This is a genomic window from Stenotrophomonas sp., assembly GCF_050737075.1.
Lineage (GTDB): Bacteria > Pseudomonadota > Gammaproteobacteria > Xanthomonadales > Xanthomonadaceae > Stenotrophomonas.
Map to the genome: position 1 here is coordinate 1 of NZ_JBOHXV010000107.1, position 14,605 is coordinate 14,605.

General features: G+C 67.2%; 14 protein-coding genes. 9 read left to right on the forward strand and 5 right to left on the reverse strand.

Going from position 1 to position 14,605, the window contains the following annotated elements:
• The 5 genes from ACREPD_RS19035 to ACREPD_RS19055 all read right to left on the reverse strand — a co-directional run.
• A partial coding sequence (locus tag ACREPD_RS19035) for a DUF6792 domain-containing protein (RefSeq protein WP_431600761.1) occupies positions 1-529 on the reverse strand: 529 nt, incomplete at its 3' end.
• A complete protein-coding gene (locus tag ACREPD_RS19040; RefSeq protein WP_431600762.1) occupies positions 526-1,140 on the reverse strand; it encodes a hypothetical protein in 615 nt (204 codons plus the stop codon). The genes ACREPD_RS19040 and ACREPD_RS19035, both read right to left, overlap by 4 nt.
• A gap of 171 nt (positions 1,141-1,311) precedes the next feature.
• A complete protein-coding gene (locus ACREPD_RS19045) occupies positions 1,312-3,099 on the reverse strand; it encodes a putative bifunctional diguanylate cyclase/phosphodiesterase (RefSeq protein WP_431600763.1) in 1,788 nt (595 codons plus the stop codon).
• Positions 3,100-3,206: 107 nt separating this feature from the next.
• A complete protein-coding gene (locus tag ACREPD_RS19050; RefSeq protein WP_421567366.1) occupies positions 3,207-3,575 on the reverse strand; it encodes a response regulator in 369 nt (122 codons plus the stop codon).
• The gene (locus ACREPD_RS19055; protein WP_431600764.1) at positions 3,568-4,725 is read right to left on the reverse strand and encodes a two-component system sensor histidine kinase NtrB; all 1,158 of its coding nucleotides are present in this window, start codon (positions 4,723-4,725) and stop codon (positions 3,568-3,570) included. Before ACREPD_RS19055 ends, ACREPD_RS19050 begins: the two co-directional genes overlap by 8 nt.
• Before the next feature lie 157 nt (positions 4,726-4,882).
• Here ACREPD_RS19055 and ACREPD_RS19060 point away from each other — a divergent pair, with 157 nt between their 5' ends.
• The 9 genes from ACREPD_RS19060 (at position 4,883) to ACREPD_RS19100 (ending at position 14,483) form a co-directional block, all read left to right on the forward strand.
• Positions 4,883-7,984, forward strand: coding sequence for a response regulator (locus ACREPD_RS19060; RefSeq protein ID WP_431600765.1), 3,102 nt, complete (start codon positions 4,883-4,885; stop codon positions 7,982-7,984).
• Positions 7,957-8,805, forward strand: coding sequence for a CheR family methyltransferase (locus ACREPD_RS19065; protein WP_431600766.1), 849 nt, complete (start codon positions 7,957-7,959; stop codon positions 8,803-8,805). The genes ACREPD_RS19060 and ACREPD_RS19065 overlap by 28 nt, the downstream gene beginning before the upstream one ends.
• Positions 8,802-9,386 carry a chemotaxis protein CheB gene (locus ACREPD_RS19070; RefSeq protein ID WP_431600767.1) on the forward strand — a complete coding sequence of 195 codons (585 nt, stop codon included), beginning with the start codon at positions 8,802-8,804 and terminating at the stop codon, positions 9,384-9,386. Before ACREPD_RS19065 ends, ACREPD_RS19070 begins: the two co-directional genes overlap by 4 nt.
• Complete coding sequence (locus tag ACREPD_RS19075) at positions 9,383-10,498, forward strand: hybrid sensor histidine kinase/response regulator (RefSeq protein WP_431600768.1); 1,116 nt, start codon at positions 9,383-9,385, stop codon at positions 10,496-10,498. Before ACREPD_RS19070 ends, ACREPD_RS19075 begins: the two co-directional genes overlap by 4 nt.
• A gap of 108 nt (positions 10,499-10,606) precedes the next feature.
• The gene (gene mntR / locus ACREPD_RS19080) at positions 10,607-11,065 is read left to right on the forward strand and encodes a manganese-binding transcriptional regulator MntR (RefSeq protein ID WP_421567360.1); all 459 of its coding nucleotides are present in this window, start codon (positions 10,607-10,609) and stop codon (positions 11,063-11,065) included.
• The gene (gene tadA, locus ACREPD_RS19085) at positions 11,058-11,588 is read left to right on the forward strand and encodes a tRNA adenosine(34) deaminase TadA (protein WP_431600769.1); all 531 of its coding nucleotides are present in this window, start codon (positions 11,058-11,060) and stop codon (positions 11,586-11,588) included. The genes mntR and tadA overlap by 8 nt, the downstream gene beginning before the upstream one ends.
• 112 nt (positions 11,589-11,700) lie before the next feature.
• Positions 11,701-12,273 carry an oligoribonuclease gene (orn, locus tag ACREPD_RS19090; RefSeq protein ID WP_421567358.1) on the forward strand — a complete coding sequence of 191 codons (573 nt, stop codon included), beginning with the start codon at positions 11,701-11,703 and terminating at the stop codon, positions 12,271-12,273.
• 79 nt (positions 12,274-12,352) lie between these two features.
• Positions 12,353-13,222, forward strand: coding sequence for an EcsC family protein (locus ACREPD_RS19095; RefSeq protein WP_431600770.1), 870 nt, complete (start codon positions 12,353-12,355; stop codon positions 13,220-13,222).
• A gap of 148 nt (positions 13,223-13,370) precedes the next feature.
• Positions 13,371-14,483 (forward strand): alkene reductase, encoded by a 1,113-nt coding sequence (locus ACREPD_RS19100; protein ID WP_431600771.1) that lies wholly within the window; start codon positions 13,371-13,373, stop codon positions 14,481-14,483.
• Positions 14,484-14,605: the final 122 nt, after the last annotated feature.

A 14,605-nucleotide genomic window follows, 5' to 3' on the forward strand; every position in this document is an offset into this window, starting at 1 on the left:
GATCCGCAGCCATCACGTGATTGATCACGCTGTGGCCGCCCTCCGGCATGCGGTAGCTGGTGAGGCTGACAGCGCCATAGGCGTTGAACGTCTCGCCCTTCAAACCAAAGTGGTGGGCGGTGATCTGGGTGAGCGAGCCGCCGAGGGAGTGGCCGGTGACGGTGACATTGGTCGAAATGCCACGGCGAATATCGTTGATCTCTGCTTCTGCAATCGTTCGCTTGGTGAAGGCGAGTGCCTCATTTGCTTGCGGATTGGCTCGTGAAAGTACCATTGCGGCGTCTGTAACGACGCCATCCTTGAAGATTTCCTGCGTGCCTCGATGGGAAACGATTATCTCGTTGCTGTCCACCCGTTGATAAGCAGTGCCCTGATAGCCGCTTCGCCGATCATTGACGTGTTCGATAATCTTGTATTGATGCCCGTTGAGGTAAACCTTTTCCTCCTGGCCAGGCTCCCTCCGCCCAACTGCGCGGTCCTTGTACGCGTCGTCCGCCAGCGCGGCGTAATCCTGGCTGGTAATCGTCACGGCTGCACTTCAACAGCGCTGACTGAAATGGAGAACAGCCTGTCCTGCAGCTGCGAGGTGAACTTGTGCGGGTCAACCTCGCCGCGAGACGCGAAATCGTCAGGGACGGACAAGTCGGGATGGCCCTCGATCGGTCCAACACGCGGGAAGTCATCCTGCGGGTAATACCGCGTATACGTCTTCCCAGCCACCAGCTCCGAAGCATCTACAAACGTCAGGAACCGCGTCTCCTCCTGCGCCCCGGTCGCCTTGAGCAGCGCGCCCGCCCCGGTGAACTCCCACCGGCAGATGCCACGGCCGTAGTAGTCCTGGTCCTGCATCCGGTCCAGGTACAGCGTGCCCTGGTACTCCTCATCGGAAATGCGGGTCAGCTCCAGCGGTTCCTGGCTGGTGATGCGCGATGCGGTGCCGGTGGCAGGCTCGATGTGGCCGCACTGGTCTTCGTTGACCACGTCGTACTGCGCGGTGCCGCGCACGTGCTTGAACGTGCCCGGGGCGCCGTGGATGCGCAAGGTGACCTGGTAGGCCTTGACCGGTGCCGGGTTGAGCGTGGCCAGGCCACGGCCGCCGGCGGCGACATCGGCTTCGGCGTTGGACAGGTCACGGCTCATGGCAGGCTCCGAACGGTTGCAGGCGGTCATCAATAGGGCGGTGAGGCAGAAGAAGGTCAGTCGGTTCAAGAGGGCACTCCAGCCGGCAGAACACAATGGGTGGTGCAGCCGACATCCTATCAGCGCTGTTCGCGCGGCCTGCGCGCGAGCGGTCACGGAACGTGCGGAAACCTACTCGCGTGCGGCGTCGGCCAGCGGTCCGGCGCGGCAGGCCAGTACCAGTTGGGTGACGGCATCGGCACTCATCGGGCGGGCGAGGTAGTAGCCCTGTGCCTCATCACAGCCCCACAGGCGCAGCAGCGACAGTTCGCTGTCGTGCTCCACGCCTTCGGCCACCGTGCGGTAACCGAGCTGCTGCGCGAGCCGGATGATGGCCTCCACCTTCAGCCGCGCGGTGCGCGAACGGGCCAGGCCGGTGACCAGGCTCTGGTCGACCTTGATGTGGCTGATCGGCACTTCGCTGAGGTAGCCGAAGTTGCTGTAGCCGCTGCCGAAGTCGTCGATGGCGATGCGCACGCCGGCGGCGGCCATCGCGCGCAGCTGCGGCAACGCAGCGGGGTGGCTGTGCAGCCACTGGCCCTCGGTGATTTCCACTTCGATCTGGGACGGCGCCAGCCCATGGAAGTGCAGGCGGTTGGCCATGCCGGTCCACAGCTGTTCGTTGTCGAAGTCGCGTGGGGACAGATTCAACGACATCGCGAACCCCGGCAGCAGCCGTTGCCAGCGCGCCGCCTGCTCGAAGGCATGCTCGATCACCCACTGGCTGAGCGTATGCATCAACGCGGTGCACTCCAACACCGGGATGAACTCGCCGGGGTTGATCGGGCCGAGCATGGGGTGGGTCCAGCGCAGGAGTGCCTCGGCCGACACCGGCTGGCCGTCGGTCAGGTCGTAACGGGGCTGGAAGACCAGGCTGAACTGATCCTGGGCCAGGCCGCGCGCGGCATCGGAGGCGAGCCGGTAACGGCGACGCAGATGCGCGTCGCGGTCGGCGGAATACCAGCACCGGCAGGCGTCGGTCTGCAATGCATGATGCATGGCCACCAGGCATTTTCGGACCAGGTCCGCGGTCTCCTCGGGGGTGGCCTGGAAGTCGCACAGGCCCGCATGGAACTGTGGCGACATGGGAATGCTGCCGACCATCAGCGGCCGCCGCATGCGTTCGCGCATGCGCACCATCAACGCCTCGACCTCCGCACGCGACTGGTCCTGCAGGATGAAGGCGAAGCGGGTAGGGGCGACGTGGTAGACCTGCACGTCCTTGAGAATGTCCTGCACGCGCAGCGAGGCCTGGCGCAACAGTGATTCCACCGGCTTCATGCCCAGCGCCTGGCCGGCGTCGTTGGCACTCTGCAGGTCGAACACATCCACCAGTGCGCCGGTGTAGTGGCTGGCGCCGTCCTTGCGGCTGAGAAGGCTGAGGTCGGCCTGGAACTGCTGGCGATTGGGCAGTCCGCTGACCGGATCGCGCCGGCCCAGCGACATCTTCAGTTCCATCTGGTTGACGACCACCCGTGCCAGGGTCTGCAACTGGCGCTGCTCGTTCTCCGACAAAACGCGCGGCGTGCGATCCATCAGGCACAGCGTGCCCAGCGCGATGCCGCTGCGGGTGACCAGCGGCGCGCCTGCGTAGAAGCGCATGGACTCAGGGCCGGTGACCAGCGGGTTGTCGCTGAAACGCGGGTCTTCCCGCAGGTCCTCGATCTGCAGGATGCCGGGCGATTGGATGGCACACGAACAGATGGAGTGGTGGCGATCGGTGCGCTGCAGCGACAATCCCACGCGCGAAATCAACCACTGCGAATCCGCATCGACAATGGAGATGAGCGCGATCGGCGTGCCGAAGGTAAACGCGGCCAGTTCGGTAACCGGGTCCAGCGAACGTCCCGGCGCCGGATCCATCACGTTGAGCGCTTCAATCAGCGCAATGCGTTCCAGCTCCTGACTTCGGTCGAGCATTCCGTGCGTCCTGTCATACGGAGTACACGGCCACTATCGCCCCGGGAATGCGGAGTCGATGTGAAACAGGTTGTTCAGGTGTGAAGCGTTCACACACGCCGTTGCGCTCAGTGCGCGGGTGCGGGCGCCTGCAGCAACGCAACAAGCTGGCGCAGCCGATAGGGTTTCGGCAGGAATTCCACGTGTTCAGGCAGCGGCGGCAACTGCGAGCGCGCATAGCCGGAGGCCAGGATCATGCGTGCATTAGGCAGTGCGGCGGCGACGTGTTCGCTGAGCTCCACGCCACTCATGCCATTGGGCATGCTGATGTCACTGAATACGACGTCGAAACCGCCGGCTTCCTGGATCAGGCGCAGCGCGGTGGGGCCGTCGTCGGCGGTGTGGATCTCGATCCCGAAATCCTGCAAGGCCTGGCCGATCAACTCGCGCAGGTCCTGCTGGTCTTCGACCATCAACACGCGAAGGGGCTCAGACATGCGCGACTTCCTCAATGGCAGGTAACAACAAACGAACGGTGGTGCCGCGCCCGGGCGCGGTCTGGACATCGACGAAACCGTCGCACTGGGACACGAAGCCGAATACCTGGCTCAGGCCGAGCCCGCTGCCCTTGCCGACTTCCTTGGTGGTGAAGAACGGTTCGCTGGCGCGCTCGGCGATTTCCGGTGGCATGCCCTCGCCATCGTCGGTCACCGCGATGGCGACGTAGCGGCGTTGCGTGGGATGGGCCAGGTCCGGTGCGAGGCGCTGCTCAACGTGGGCGGTGATCGTGATCGTGCCGCCCCGTGGCATCGCTTCGCAGCTGTTGAGCAGCAGGTTCAATACAGCGGTATGCAACTGTACGCCATCGGTGGTGATCTGCGGTAGGTCGAAAGGCACTTCCAGACGCAGCAGAATGTTGGCCGGGCAGGCGCGCTGCAGGACCGGCAGCTCCTCCTGGAACAGGCGTGCAACCTGCAGCGGTTCGCGCACCAGGGTCTGGTCGGCCGAGAAGGCCAGCAGCTGGCGGGTCAGCAGCGAGCCGCGGTCGGCCGCCGCCTGGGCCAGCTCGGCCAGTTCACGGGTCCGGGCGTCGGCGCCGGGCCGCAGCGAGATCAGGTCGAGGGCGTTGCCGATGGTGGTCAGCAGGTTGTTGAATTCGTGTGCCAGGCCGCGGGTGAGCCGGCCCACGCCTTCGAACTGCTGCAGCTGCTCGCGTGCGCGCTGGGCGTCCTGCAGCAGGCGCTGGGCGTGATAGCGCTCGGTGATGTCCTGGGTGACCTTGACGAAGCCGAGCAGGGCGCCATTTTCACGCACCGCCTCGATGACTTCGCTGGCGCGGAAGCGCTCGCCGCTGCGTCGCACCCGCCAGCCCTCGCCGACATAACGGCCATCTGCGGTGGCCTGGGCCAGCGTACGCTCGGGCACGCCATGCGTACGTTCCTCGGGGGCATAGAACAGGCCGACATGCTGGCCGATGACTTCCAGGGCGGTGTAGCCCTTGACCCGCTCACAGCCGCGATTCCAACTGCGGATACAACCCTGGGCGTCGAGGAGGTAAATCGCGTGATCGGAAACGTGATCGATCAACAGCTGTAACTGCAGACGATCATCAGCGAGCGGCGCGATGTCGGTGACGGCCTGGACCACGGCAGCGGTTTTACTCCCCCTGTAAGGGGCTGAACCGTAGGAGTCAGGATGTGAAGATAGCGTCAAGAACGGGTCTGAACAGGCAGCCATTTGACGTATAACGCCCCAATTCACGCTTCGGTTACCATCGAACCCCTTTTACGCTGGAACTGTGTGCATGAATGCTGCGCCGACTGCTCGCGACCGCTGGATCTGGCTTGCCTCGGCGGGGCTCATGGGCTTCACCCTGGGCCTGGAGCTGGTGGTGCCGCTGGGCTACGCGGTCTGGCTGACCTACTTCATGGCGGTGGGCATCACCCTGTTCCAGCGCCGGCTGGAGGTGCCGCTGCTGGTGGCGGTCGGCTCGTGCGTGCTGCTGGCGGTGGGCTACCACGTGGCCCCGGCCAGCAACAATTCGGCGTTCTCCTTCGTCAACCGCAGCATCGGCGGGGTGTGCTTCCTGCTGATGGCGCTGACGGTGGTCAAGGCGATCCAGGCGCGCCGCACGGCGGCCGACGCGCTGTGGCTGCAGGAAGGCGAAAACGCGGTAACGGTGAGCCTGCGCGGCGACCCGGAGCCGCGCACGTTGGCCAATGAGGCCATGCGCACCCTGTGTGCGCGCCTGAACGCCGACGTGGGCGCGCTGTACCGCCTGCACGGCGAGCGCCTGGTGCTGGTGGGCGGCGCAGCGCTGCCCTCGAACCTGCCCGAGTCGCTGCCGACCGCCGCCGGGCAGTGGGGCGAGGTGGTCCGCCTGGGCGAGCCGCGCCGGTTGGAGGAAGGCGACAGCGTGCTGCAGATCGAGACCACGCTGGGCCGCACGCCGGTGCACCAGCGCCTGCTCGGGCCGGTAACGGCCGATGGCGTGGTGGTGGGCCTGGTGGAGCTGGGCCGTTCCGGCGCCTCGCCCGCGCGTGCGCTGGAACTGGAGCTGCTCACCCAGTGCGCCGAGCCGCTGGGCGTGGCAATGCGCACCGCGCTGCTGCGCGCCCAGCTGGTGGAACTGCTGGAGGAGACCCAGCGCCAGAGCGAGGAGCTGCAGACCCAGCAGGAAGAGCTGCGCGTGGCCAACGAGGAACTGGAAGAACAGAGCCGCAGCCTGCTGCATTCGCAGGCCAACCTGGAACAGCAGCAGGCCGAGCTGGAGCAGACCAACGTTCAGCTCGAAGAGCGCACCCATGAGCTGGAATCGCGCCAGCAGGCGCTGCTGCTGGCGCAGGGGCAGCTGGTGCAGAACAGCAAGGAGCTGGAGGCCAGCTCGCGCTACAAGTCCGAATTCCTGGCCAACATGTCGCACGAGCTGCGCACGCCGCTGAACAGCTCGCTGATCCTGGCCAAGCTGCTGGCCGACAACAAGGACGCCACGCTGACCGCCGAACAGGTGAAGTACGCGCAGGCGATCCACTCGTCCAACAACGACCTGCTGGCGCTGATCAACGACATCCTGGACCTGTCGCGGATCGAGGCGGGCCACGTCGAACTGGCTGAGGAGAACCTGGCGGTCTCCAGCGTGCTGCAGCGGCTCAAGGACACCTTCGAGCCGCTCGCCGCGCAGAAGGGCCTGGCCCTGCGCATCCAGGCCGAGGCCGACGCGCCGACCCAGCTGGTGGCCGACAGCCAGCGCCTGCAGCAGATCCTGAAGAACCTGCTGGCCAACGCGGTCAAGTTCACCGAACACGGCAGCGTGGCGCTGGTGGTCAGCGGCTCGGGGGCAGGGCGGATCCGCTTCGCCGTGACCGATACCGGTATCGGCATCGCACAGGCGCAGACCGAGGTCATCTTCGAGGCGTTCCGCCAGGCCGATGGCAGCACCCGCCGGCGCTACGGCGGCACGGGTCTGGGCCTGTCGATCTCGCGCGACCTGGCCGCGCGCATGGGCGGCAGCATTTCGGTGTCCAGCGAGCCGGGCCGCGGCAGCTGCTTCACCCTGGACCTTCCGCTGGTGGCGGCGTCGGCACCGCCGGTGGCCGCGCCGGATGTGCGTGCGGTGCCGGTGACGAACACCGTCGTGGCACGGGTGCCGGCCGCGGTGTTCGGTTCGGCGCACGATGCCGCCGCACCGGCGCAGGCGCCGCGCGTGGCCGACGACCGTGGGCGGCGCAGCCGCGCCGGCCGGATGATCCTGGTCGTGGAAGACGACGTGTCCTTCGCCGAGGCACTGGTGACGATGGCGCATGAGCTCGACTTCGACTGCGTGGTGGCCCAGACCGCCGAGGAGGCGCTGGCGCTGGCCACCGAGCTGCGCCCGAACGGCATCCTGCTCGACATCGGGCTGCCCGATGTGTCGGGCCTGAGCGTGCTGGAGCGGCTGAAGCGTGATCCGGCCACCCGCCATATTCCGGTGCACGTGGTGTCCGGGCTGGAGCGTTCGCAGGTGGCGATGGAGCTGGGCGCGATCGGATATGTGATCAAGCCGGCCACGCGCGAGCGGCTGGTCGAGGCGATCCAGCAGCTGGAGGCCACCAGCGAGCGCGACGTGCGCCGCCTGCTGATCGTCGAGGACGACAGCGAGCTGCGCTCCAATCTGCAGCTGCTGCTGGGCCGCGACCAGCTGGAGATCACCGCCGTGGGCACCATCGCCGAGGCGATGGCCGAACTGGGCAGCTCCACCTTCGACTGCATGGTCACCGACCTGGCGCTGCCGGACGGTACCGGCTACGACCTGCTCGAACACATGGCCGGCAACGACGCGGTCGCCTTCCCGCCGGTCATCGTCTACACCGGCCGTGCCCTGACCCGCGACGAGGAGCAGCGCCTGCGCCGCTATTCCAAGAGCATCATCATCAAGGGCGCGCGCTCGCCGGAACGCCTGCTGGATGAAGTGACCCTGTTCCTGCACAGCGTGGAGGCCTCGCTGCCGAGCGACCAGCAGCGCCTGCTGCGCGAAGCACGGCGCCGCGACGCGGTGCTGGACGGGCGCACGGTGCTGCTGGCCGAGGACGACGTGCGCAATATCTTCGCGCTGTCGAGCGTGCTGGAGCCGCTGGGCGTGAAGCTGGAGATCGCACGCAACGGCCGCGAGGCGCTGGACAAGCTGCGCCCGGACATCGACCTGGTGCTGATGGACATCATGATGCCGGAGATGGACGGACTGACCGCGATGCGCGAGATCCGCCGCGACAACCGCTGGCGTGACCTGCCGATCATCGCGTTGACCGCCAAGGCCATGCCCGATGACCGCGAGCACTGCCTGCAGGCCGGTGCCAACGACTACATCGCCAAACCCATCGACGTGGACAAGCTGGTCTCGCTGTGCCGTGTGTGGTGCTCGCGCCGATGAACGAAGCCGAGCTCTTCGACCTGGAACTGCGCCTGCTGTTGGAGGCGGTGTACCAGCGTTACCACTACGACTTCCGCGACTACGCGCTGGCGTCGCTGCGGCGGCGCATGCGCCATGCGATGTCCCGCTTCGACTGCGACACCATGGGCGCGCTGCAGCACCGGCTGCTGCATGAGCCGGAAACGTTCGCGCAGGCGATGCAGTACTTCACCGTGCAGGTCTCGGAAATGTTCCGTGACCCGGCGTACTTCCGCATGCTGCGCGAGCACGTGATTCCGGTGTTGCGCACCTATCCGTCGATCAAGCTGTGGATCGCCGGCTGCAGCACGGGCGAGGAAGTGTGGTCGCTGGCCATCCTGCTGCAGGAAGAAGGGCTGCTCGACCGCGCCATCATCTACGCCACCGACATCAATCCGGAAGCACTGGAAGCGGCCGAGACCGGCGCGTTCGCGCTGGAGCGGATGGCACAGTTCAGCCGCAACTACCTGGAAGCGGGCGGCAGCGGCTCATTGTCGGATTACTACAGCGCCGGCTACGGCAGCGTGGTGTTCGACCGCCGGCTCAAGCGCAATATCGTGTTCGCCGACCATAGCCTGGCCACCGACACGGTGTTCTCCGAAGTGCACCTGGTGTCGTGCCGCAACGTGCTGATCTACTTCCAGCGCGCCCTGCAGGACCGTGCTATCGGCCTGTTCCACGAGGCGCTGGTGCACCGTGGCTTCCTGGGCCTGGGCAGCAAGGAATCGCTGCAGTTCGGCGAGCATGCCGATGCATTCGAAGCCTGCGCGCGCGAGCAGCGCCTGTACCGGAAACTGGCATGAACGAGGCCATCGTGGAGCCCGCATTCGAGCTGATCGTGGTCGGTGCCTCGGCCGGCGGCGTGAGCGCGCTGCAGGAACTGCTGGCCGCGATGCCGGCCGACCTGGCGATGCCGGTGCTGGTGGTGCTGCACCTGCCGCGGGACCGCCCCAGCCGGATCGTGGACCTGCTGGACGTGCGCTGCCCGTTGCCGGTGCGCGAAGCCGAGGACAAGCAACCGCTGCTGCCCGGCACGGTCACCTTCGCGCCGCCGGACTACCACCTGCTGGTGGAGGACCGCCACAGCCTGGCGCTGTCGGTGGACCCGCCGGTGCTGTACTCGCGCCCCGCGATCGATCCGCTGTTCGAGAGCGCGGCGGAGACCTTCGGCAGTGGCGTGCTGGCGATCCTGCTCACCGGTGCCAGCAACGATGGCAGCGCGGGCGTTGCCGCGGTGCGCAGCGCAGGCGGCCAAGCCTGGATTCAATGCCCCGAAGATGCCTTTTCTCCCATCATGCCAGCGGCTGCGCTGGCCCATGCCGGCGCCGATGCGGTGCTGACGCTCACCTCCCTATGCTCGCGCATGAAAGGCCTTACCCGATGAACCTGATCGAGCCCACCACTACGCCAGCCGCCGAGCGCGTGAACCTGCTCATCGTCGATGACGTGCCGCAGAACCTGGTCGCGATGGAGGCGCTGCTGCGCCGCGACGGACTGGACATCCTGTGCGCCGCCTCCGGTGCCGAGGCGCTGGAGCTGCTGCTCGAACACGAAGTGGCGCTGGCGCTGCTGGACGTGCACATGCCGGAGATCGACGGCTTCTCGCTCGCCGAACTGATGCGCGGCTCGCAGCGCAGCCGCGATGTGCCGATCATCTTCCTGACCGCCTCGCCGAACGATCCCGTGCGCGCGTTCAAGGGCTACGAGAGCGGGGCGGTGGATTTCCTGCACAAGCCGATCGAGCCGCACGTGATCCTGAGCAAGGTCAATGTGTTCATCGAGCTCTACCAGCAGAAGCAGCTGCTCAAGGCGCGCAACCACGCCCTGGAGCGCGCACTGACGCTCAACGAGACGATGATGGCGGTGCTGACCCACGACCTGCGCACGCCGCTCTCGGCGATCCTGCTGTGCGCGGACAAGCTGTCGCTGGACCTGCCGGACGAGCCCTCGGTCCAGCAGACCCTCGTGCACCTGGAAAACAGTGCGCAGCGCATGGCGCGGATGGTGGAGCAGCTGCTCGACTTCTCGCGCATCCGCAGTGGCGGCCTACGCATCCAGCCCGGCGAGTGCGACCTGGCCGAGGTGGCTGGTGCGGTGGTGGCCGAGATCGGCCGTGCGCATCCGCAGGCCCGGATCGAGCTGCATGTCGAGGGCGACACGCGGCTGCAGGGCGATCCGGACCGGCTCGCGCAGCTGCTCTCCAACCTGATCGGCAACGCCGTGCTGCACGGTGGCAATGCGCCGGTGAAGGTGTGGGTGCATGGCGCGTCCACCGAATCGCTGTCGCTGCAGGTGCGCAACGATGGGCAGATTCCGGACGCGCTGATGCCGCGCCTGTTCGAGCCGTTCAAGGCCAGTTTCCACGACAGCCGTGGGCTGGGCCTGGGCCTGTTCATCGCCCACGAGTTCGCGCGGGCGCATGGGGGAACCCTGTCGGCACGCAATCTGGACGCGGAAGTGGTGTTCGAGACGCGCCTGCAGCGCCGGGTGCGCTGAGCGGGGTTCGCCCCCATACGCCCAGCAGACGGGCATGGCCCGTCTCTACGGTAAACTGGGTGCCCTGCTGCCGGTGCGTGCCATCGGCAGCTGTACGCCGGAGCCCGCATGACCCCCGCCAGCCGCAAGACGCCGACCCCGCTGATCGATGCCCAGGTGCATGTCGAGGGGTTCGTGCAGGTGCGCGAGGCGCGCCGTTCGGAGCTGGTGGAAGATTATGTCGAGCTGATCGCCGATCTTATCGCCGACGGCCGTGAGGCCCGCCAGGTGGACATCGCGACCCGTCTTGGGGTCGCGCAGCCGACCGTGGCCAAGGCGCTCAAGCGTCTCGTGAAGGAAGGCTGGGCGGTGCAGCGGCCTTACCGTGGCGTGTTTTTGACCCCGGCCGGCGAACAGCTGGCGGTGGAGATGCGCGCGCGCCACCAGACCGTGGAGCGCTTCCTGCTGGCGCTGGGCGTGGACGCAGACTCGGCCCGCCGCGACGCCGAGGGCATCGAGCATCACGTCAGCGAGGCGACCCTGGCCGCGTTCGAGGCCTTCGTGCGCAAGGCCAATGGCCATGGTTGAACGCCTGCCGCCACCGTTGCCGCCGTCGCTGGGCGTGCCGGTCCACGATCAGGACGAGTACTGGATGCAGCACGCGCTGCAGCTGGCCGAACGCGCCGAGCGCGAGTTCAACGAGATCCCGGTGGGCGCGGTGCTGGTCGCCGCCGACGGCAGCGTGCTGGGCGAGGGCTGGAACCTCAACATCGCCGACCATGATCCCAGCGCGCACGCCGAGATCGTAGCGATGCGCCAGGCGGGCAGGGCACTGGCCAACCATCGGCTGCTGGGCAGCACGTTGTACGTGACCCTGGAGCCGTGCGCGATGTGCGCGATGGCGGTGGTGCATGCGCGGGTCGCGCGGCTGGTGTATGCCGCCAGCGACCCCAAGACCGGCGCCTGTGGCAGCGTGTTCGATCTGCTCGGCGATGCACGCCACAACCATCGCGTGGAGGTTCACGGCGGTGTGCTGGCCAAGCAGGCAAGCACGCGGCTGACGAACTACTTCCGGGCCAAGCGCGGCAAACCGCTGCTGCTGCCGGAATAGTCGGGCCATACGACAGCGGTTTTCACGACGGTCGCGCACTGCCAAGGCGGTATCATGGCCGTCTACACACCAGGCCGGCGTTGCGACGCGGGCCCCTGCACAAGGGCAAGACATGGCGGACAACGGCGCAGAAGGCGAACGACTGATCTGGATCGACCTGGAAATGACCGGTCTGGATACCGACAATGACGCGATCATCGAGATCGCCACCGTCGTCACCGACGCGCAATTGAACGTGCTGGCCGAAGGCCCGGAGTTCGCCATCCACCACCCGGTGGAGCGCCTGGAGGCCATGGACGAGTGGAACCGCAACCAGCATCGCCGTTCGGGCCTGTGGCAGCGCGTGGTCGACAGCCAGGTCACCCTCGGCCAGGCCGAGGCCGCCACCGTGAACTTCCTGGCGCAGTGGATCAAGGCGGGCGCCTCGCCGATGTGCGGCAACTCGATCTGCCAGGACCGACGCTTCCTGCACCGTGAAATGCCGCGGCTGGAGAAGTACTTCCACTACCGCAACCTGGACGTCTCCACCGTGAAGGAACTGGCCAAGCGCTGGGCGCCGTCGGTCGCGGCCGGGGTCGGCAAGACCGCCAGCCACACCGCGCTGAGCGACGTGCACGACTCGATTGCCGAGCTGCGCCACTACCGGCAGTTCATGGGCCAGTTGGCGGGCCTGCCCGTCGCCTGACGGTAGCGCCGGCCGTTGGCCGGCCCGAGTCGGCAACGACACAACGACCTGTTCAACACGAGGCGGTTATGATCCGGGCATGAGCCATATCGTCCGTATCGTGCCGCCGCCGCTGGAATCGCAGATCCTGCCCACCTCGCAGGACTGGGCCGACCTTCAGCGAGCCGTGAGCCTGCTTGAATCGCCCACGATGACCGCGCGGATGGCCAACCTCATCGGTTCGCCGCTGGAGTTCGCCGTGAAGAAGCTGCCGCAGTCGGTATCGCGGCGGATCCACGGGGCGGTCGAGGGCGCGCTGTTCAAGTCGGCGCAGGCCGCGCTGTGGAGCATGGACAACACGCCCGGGAAGGCCGCGTCCACGCGCTGGCATAAGCTGGCAGCGGCCACCACCGGTGCGGTCGGCGGCGCCTTCGGCTTCACCGCGCTGTTCCTGGAACTGCCGGTATCGACCACCATCATGATGCGCTCGGTGGCCGACGTGGCACGCAGCGAGGGCTTCGACCTGCGCGAGATGGCCACCCGCCATGCCTGCCTGGAAGTATTCGCCCTGGGCGGAAACTCGGGTGAGGACGATGCCAGCGAGACGGGCTACTACATCACCCGTGGCTTCACCGCCGAAGTGATGCGGCACCTGTCGGCGGAACTGGCCGGCGCGGCGGTCGGCGGCGGCGGGGTGATGATCGGCCTGACCCCGAAAGAGGCCGGCAAGTGGCTGGCCAAGATCGTGGAGAAGGTAGCCGCGCGCTTCGGCGTGGTCGTGACCGAGAAATTCGCCGCGCAGGCGGTGCCGATCATCGGCGCGGTCGCCGGCGCCACCCTCAACACCATGTTCACCAACTACTACCAGGACATGGCGCGCGGCCACTTCATCGTACGCCGGCTGGAGCGCCAGTACGGCTACGAAACCGTGCGAGCCGCCTACAACATGCTCGCCGGCCAGGAAGGGTAGAGCCACGCCCTGCGTGGCTGCACGCGGTCCATCCGGGGCTTGCACCCCCATCATTGCACCCACGGAACAACTGTTTTGCTCCCACAGGCCTGTTTGAACGGCCACCCGATCCCCATCCTTGCCCCAGACTTCCAGCAAGGATTCCCCCATGCTCTTCACCCCCTACCGCCTCGGCGCGCTGACCCTGCCCAACCGCATCGTCATGCCGCCGATGACCCGCTCGCGCGCCGCGGCCGGCAACGTCGCCACCCCGCTCATGGCCGACTACTACGCCCAGCGCGCGAGCGCCGGCCTCATCGTCAGTGAAGGCACCCAGATCAGCCCGCAGGGCCAGGGCTACGCCTGGACCCCGGGCATCCACGACGACGCCCAGGTCGCCGGCTGGCGCAGCGTCACCGATGCCGTGCACGCCGCCGGCGGCCGCATCTTCGCCCAGCTCTGGCACGTCGGCCGGGTCTCGCACGTCGACCTGCAACCCGATGGCGCAGCACCGGTCTCCTCCTCGGCCCTGCAGGCCGACGGCGTAAAGGTGTTCGTCGACGTGGCCGGCACCGGCCCGCAGGGCGGGGTAGGGGAGATGGTCCAGCACTCCATGCCGCGCGCCCTGGACATCGCCGAAATCCCGCAGATCGTGCGTGACTACGCCAACGCCGCCCGCCGTGCCATCGACGCCGGTTTCGATGGTGTCGAACTGCACGGCGCCAACGGTTACCTCATCAACCAGTTCATCGACTCGCAGGCCAACCAGCGCACCGACGCCTACGGCGGCTCCCTGCAGAACCGGCTGCGCTTCCTGCGTGAAGTGGCTGAGGCCGTCGCCGCCGAAGTCGGCGCCGACCGCGTCGGCGTGCGCCTGGCTCCGCTGACCACCCTGCAGGGCGCTGTCGACGACACCCCGCAGGCGACCTATCTTGCGGCCGCGCACCTCCTCGACAGCATCGGCGTGGGCTACCTGCACATCGCCGAAGCCGACTGGGACGATGCCCCCGTCATGCCGGTGGCGTTCAAAGAAGCGCTGCGCATCATCTATCGCGGCACCTTGATCTACGCCGGCAAGTACACCGTCGAGCGCGCCGAGGAAGCGCTGTCCAAGGGCTGGGCAGACCTGATCGGTTTCGGCCGCCCCTTCATCGCCAACCCCGACCTGCCGGCCCGCCTGCAGCAGGGCCTGGAGTTGAACGCGCCGGACAAGGCCACCTTCTTCGGCGGAGCCGAAGCGGGTTTCACCGATTACCCGACGGCAGAAGCGGTCGAGGCGTAATCACGTATCAGTGGTGCCGGAACGGAAGGCGGACACGCATGGCGTGTCCCTACACCGCTCTTTGGTGACTCACCTGTAACGCGTCGAAGGGTCGGCGGGGGTGGGTTTGCGGGGGTGTGAGC

Excerpts from the sequence above, each read along its gene's own strand:
- ACREPD_RS19040 (WP_431600762.1), bottom strand. The coding sequence starts at position 1,140 with ATGAGCCGTGACCTGTCCAACGCCGAAGCCGATGTCGCCGCCGGCGGC.
- ACREPD_RS19045 (WP_431600763.1), bottom strand. The coding sequence starts at position 3,099 with ATGCTCGACCGAAGTCAGGAGCTGGAACGCATTGCGCTGATTGAAGCG.
- ACREPD_RS19050 (WP_421567366.1), bottom strand. The coding sequence starts at position 3,575 with ATGTCTGAGCCCCTTCGCGTGTTGATGGTCGAAGACCAGCAGGACCTG.
- ACREPD_RS19060 (WP_431600765.1), top strand. The coding sequence starts at position 4,883 with ATGAATGCTGCGCCGACTGCTCGCGACCGCTGGATCTGGCTTGCCTCG.
- ACREPD_RS19070 (WP_431600767.1), top strand. The coding sequence starts at position 8,802 with ATGAACGAGGCCATCGTGGAGCCCGCATTCGAGCTGATCGTGGTCGGT.
- ACREPD_RS19075 (WP_431600768.1), top strand. The coding sequence starts at position 9,383 with ATGAACCTGATCGAGCCCACCACTACGCCAGCCGCCGAGCGCGTGAAC.
- mntR (WP_421567360.1), top strand. The coding sequence starts at position 10,607 with ATGACCCCCGCCAGCCGCAAGACGCCGACCCCGCTGATCGATGCCCAG.
- tadA (WP_431600769.1), top strand. The coding sequence starts at position 11,058 with ATGGTTGAACGCCTGCCGCCACCGTTGCCGCCGTCGCTGGGCGTGCCG.
- orn (WP_421567358.1), top strand. The coding sequence starts at position 11,701 with ATGGCGGACAACGGCGCAGAAGGCGAACGACTGATCTGGATCGACCTG.
- ACREPD_RS19095 (WP_431600770.1), top strand. The coding sequence starts at position 12,353 with ATGAGCCATATCGTCCGTATCGTGCCGCCGCCGCTGGAATCGCAGATC.
- ACREPD_RS19100 (WP_431600771.1), top strand. The coding sequence starts at position 13,371 with ATGCTCTTCACCCCCTACCGCCTCGGCGCGCTGACCCTGCCCAACCGC.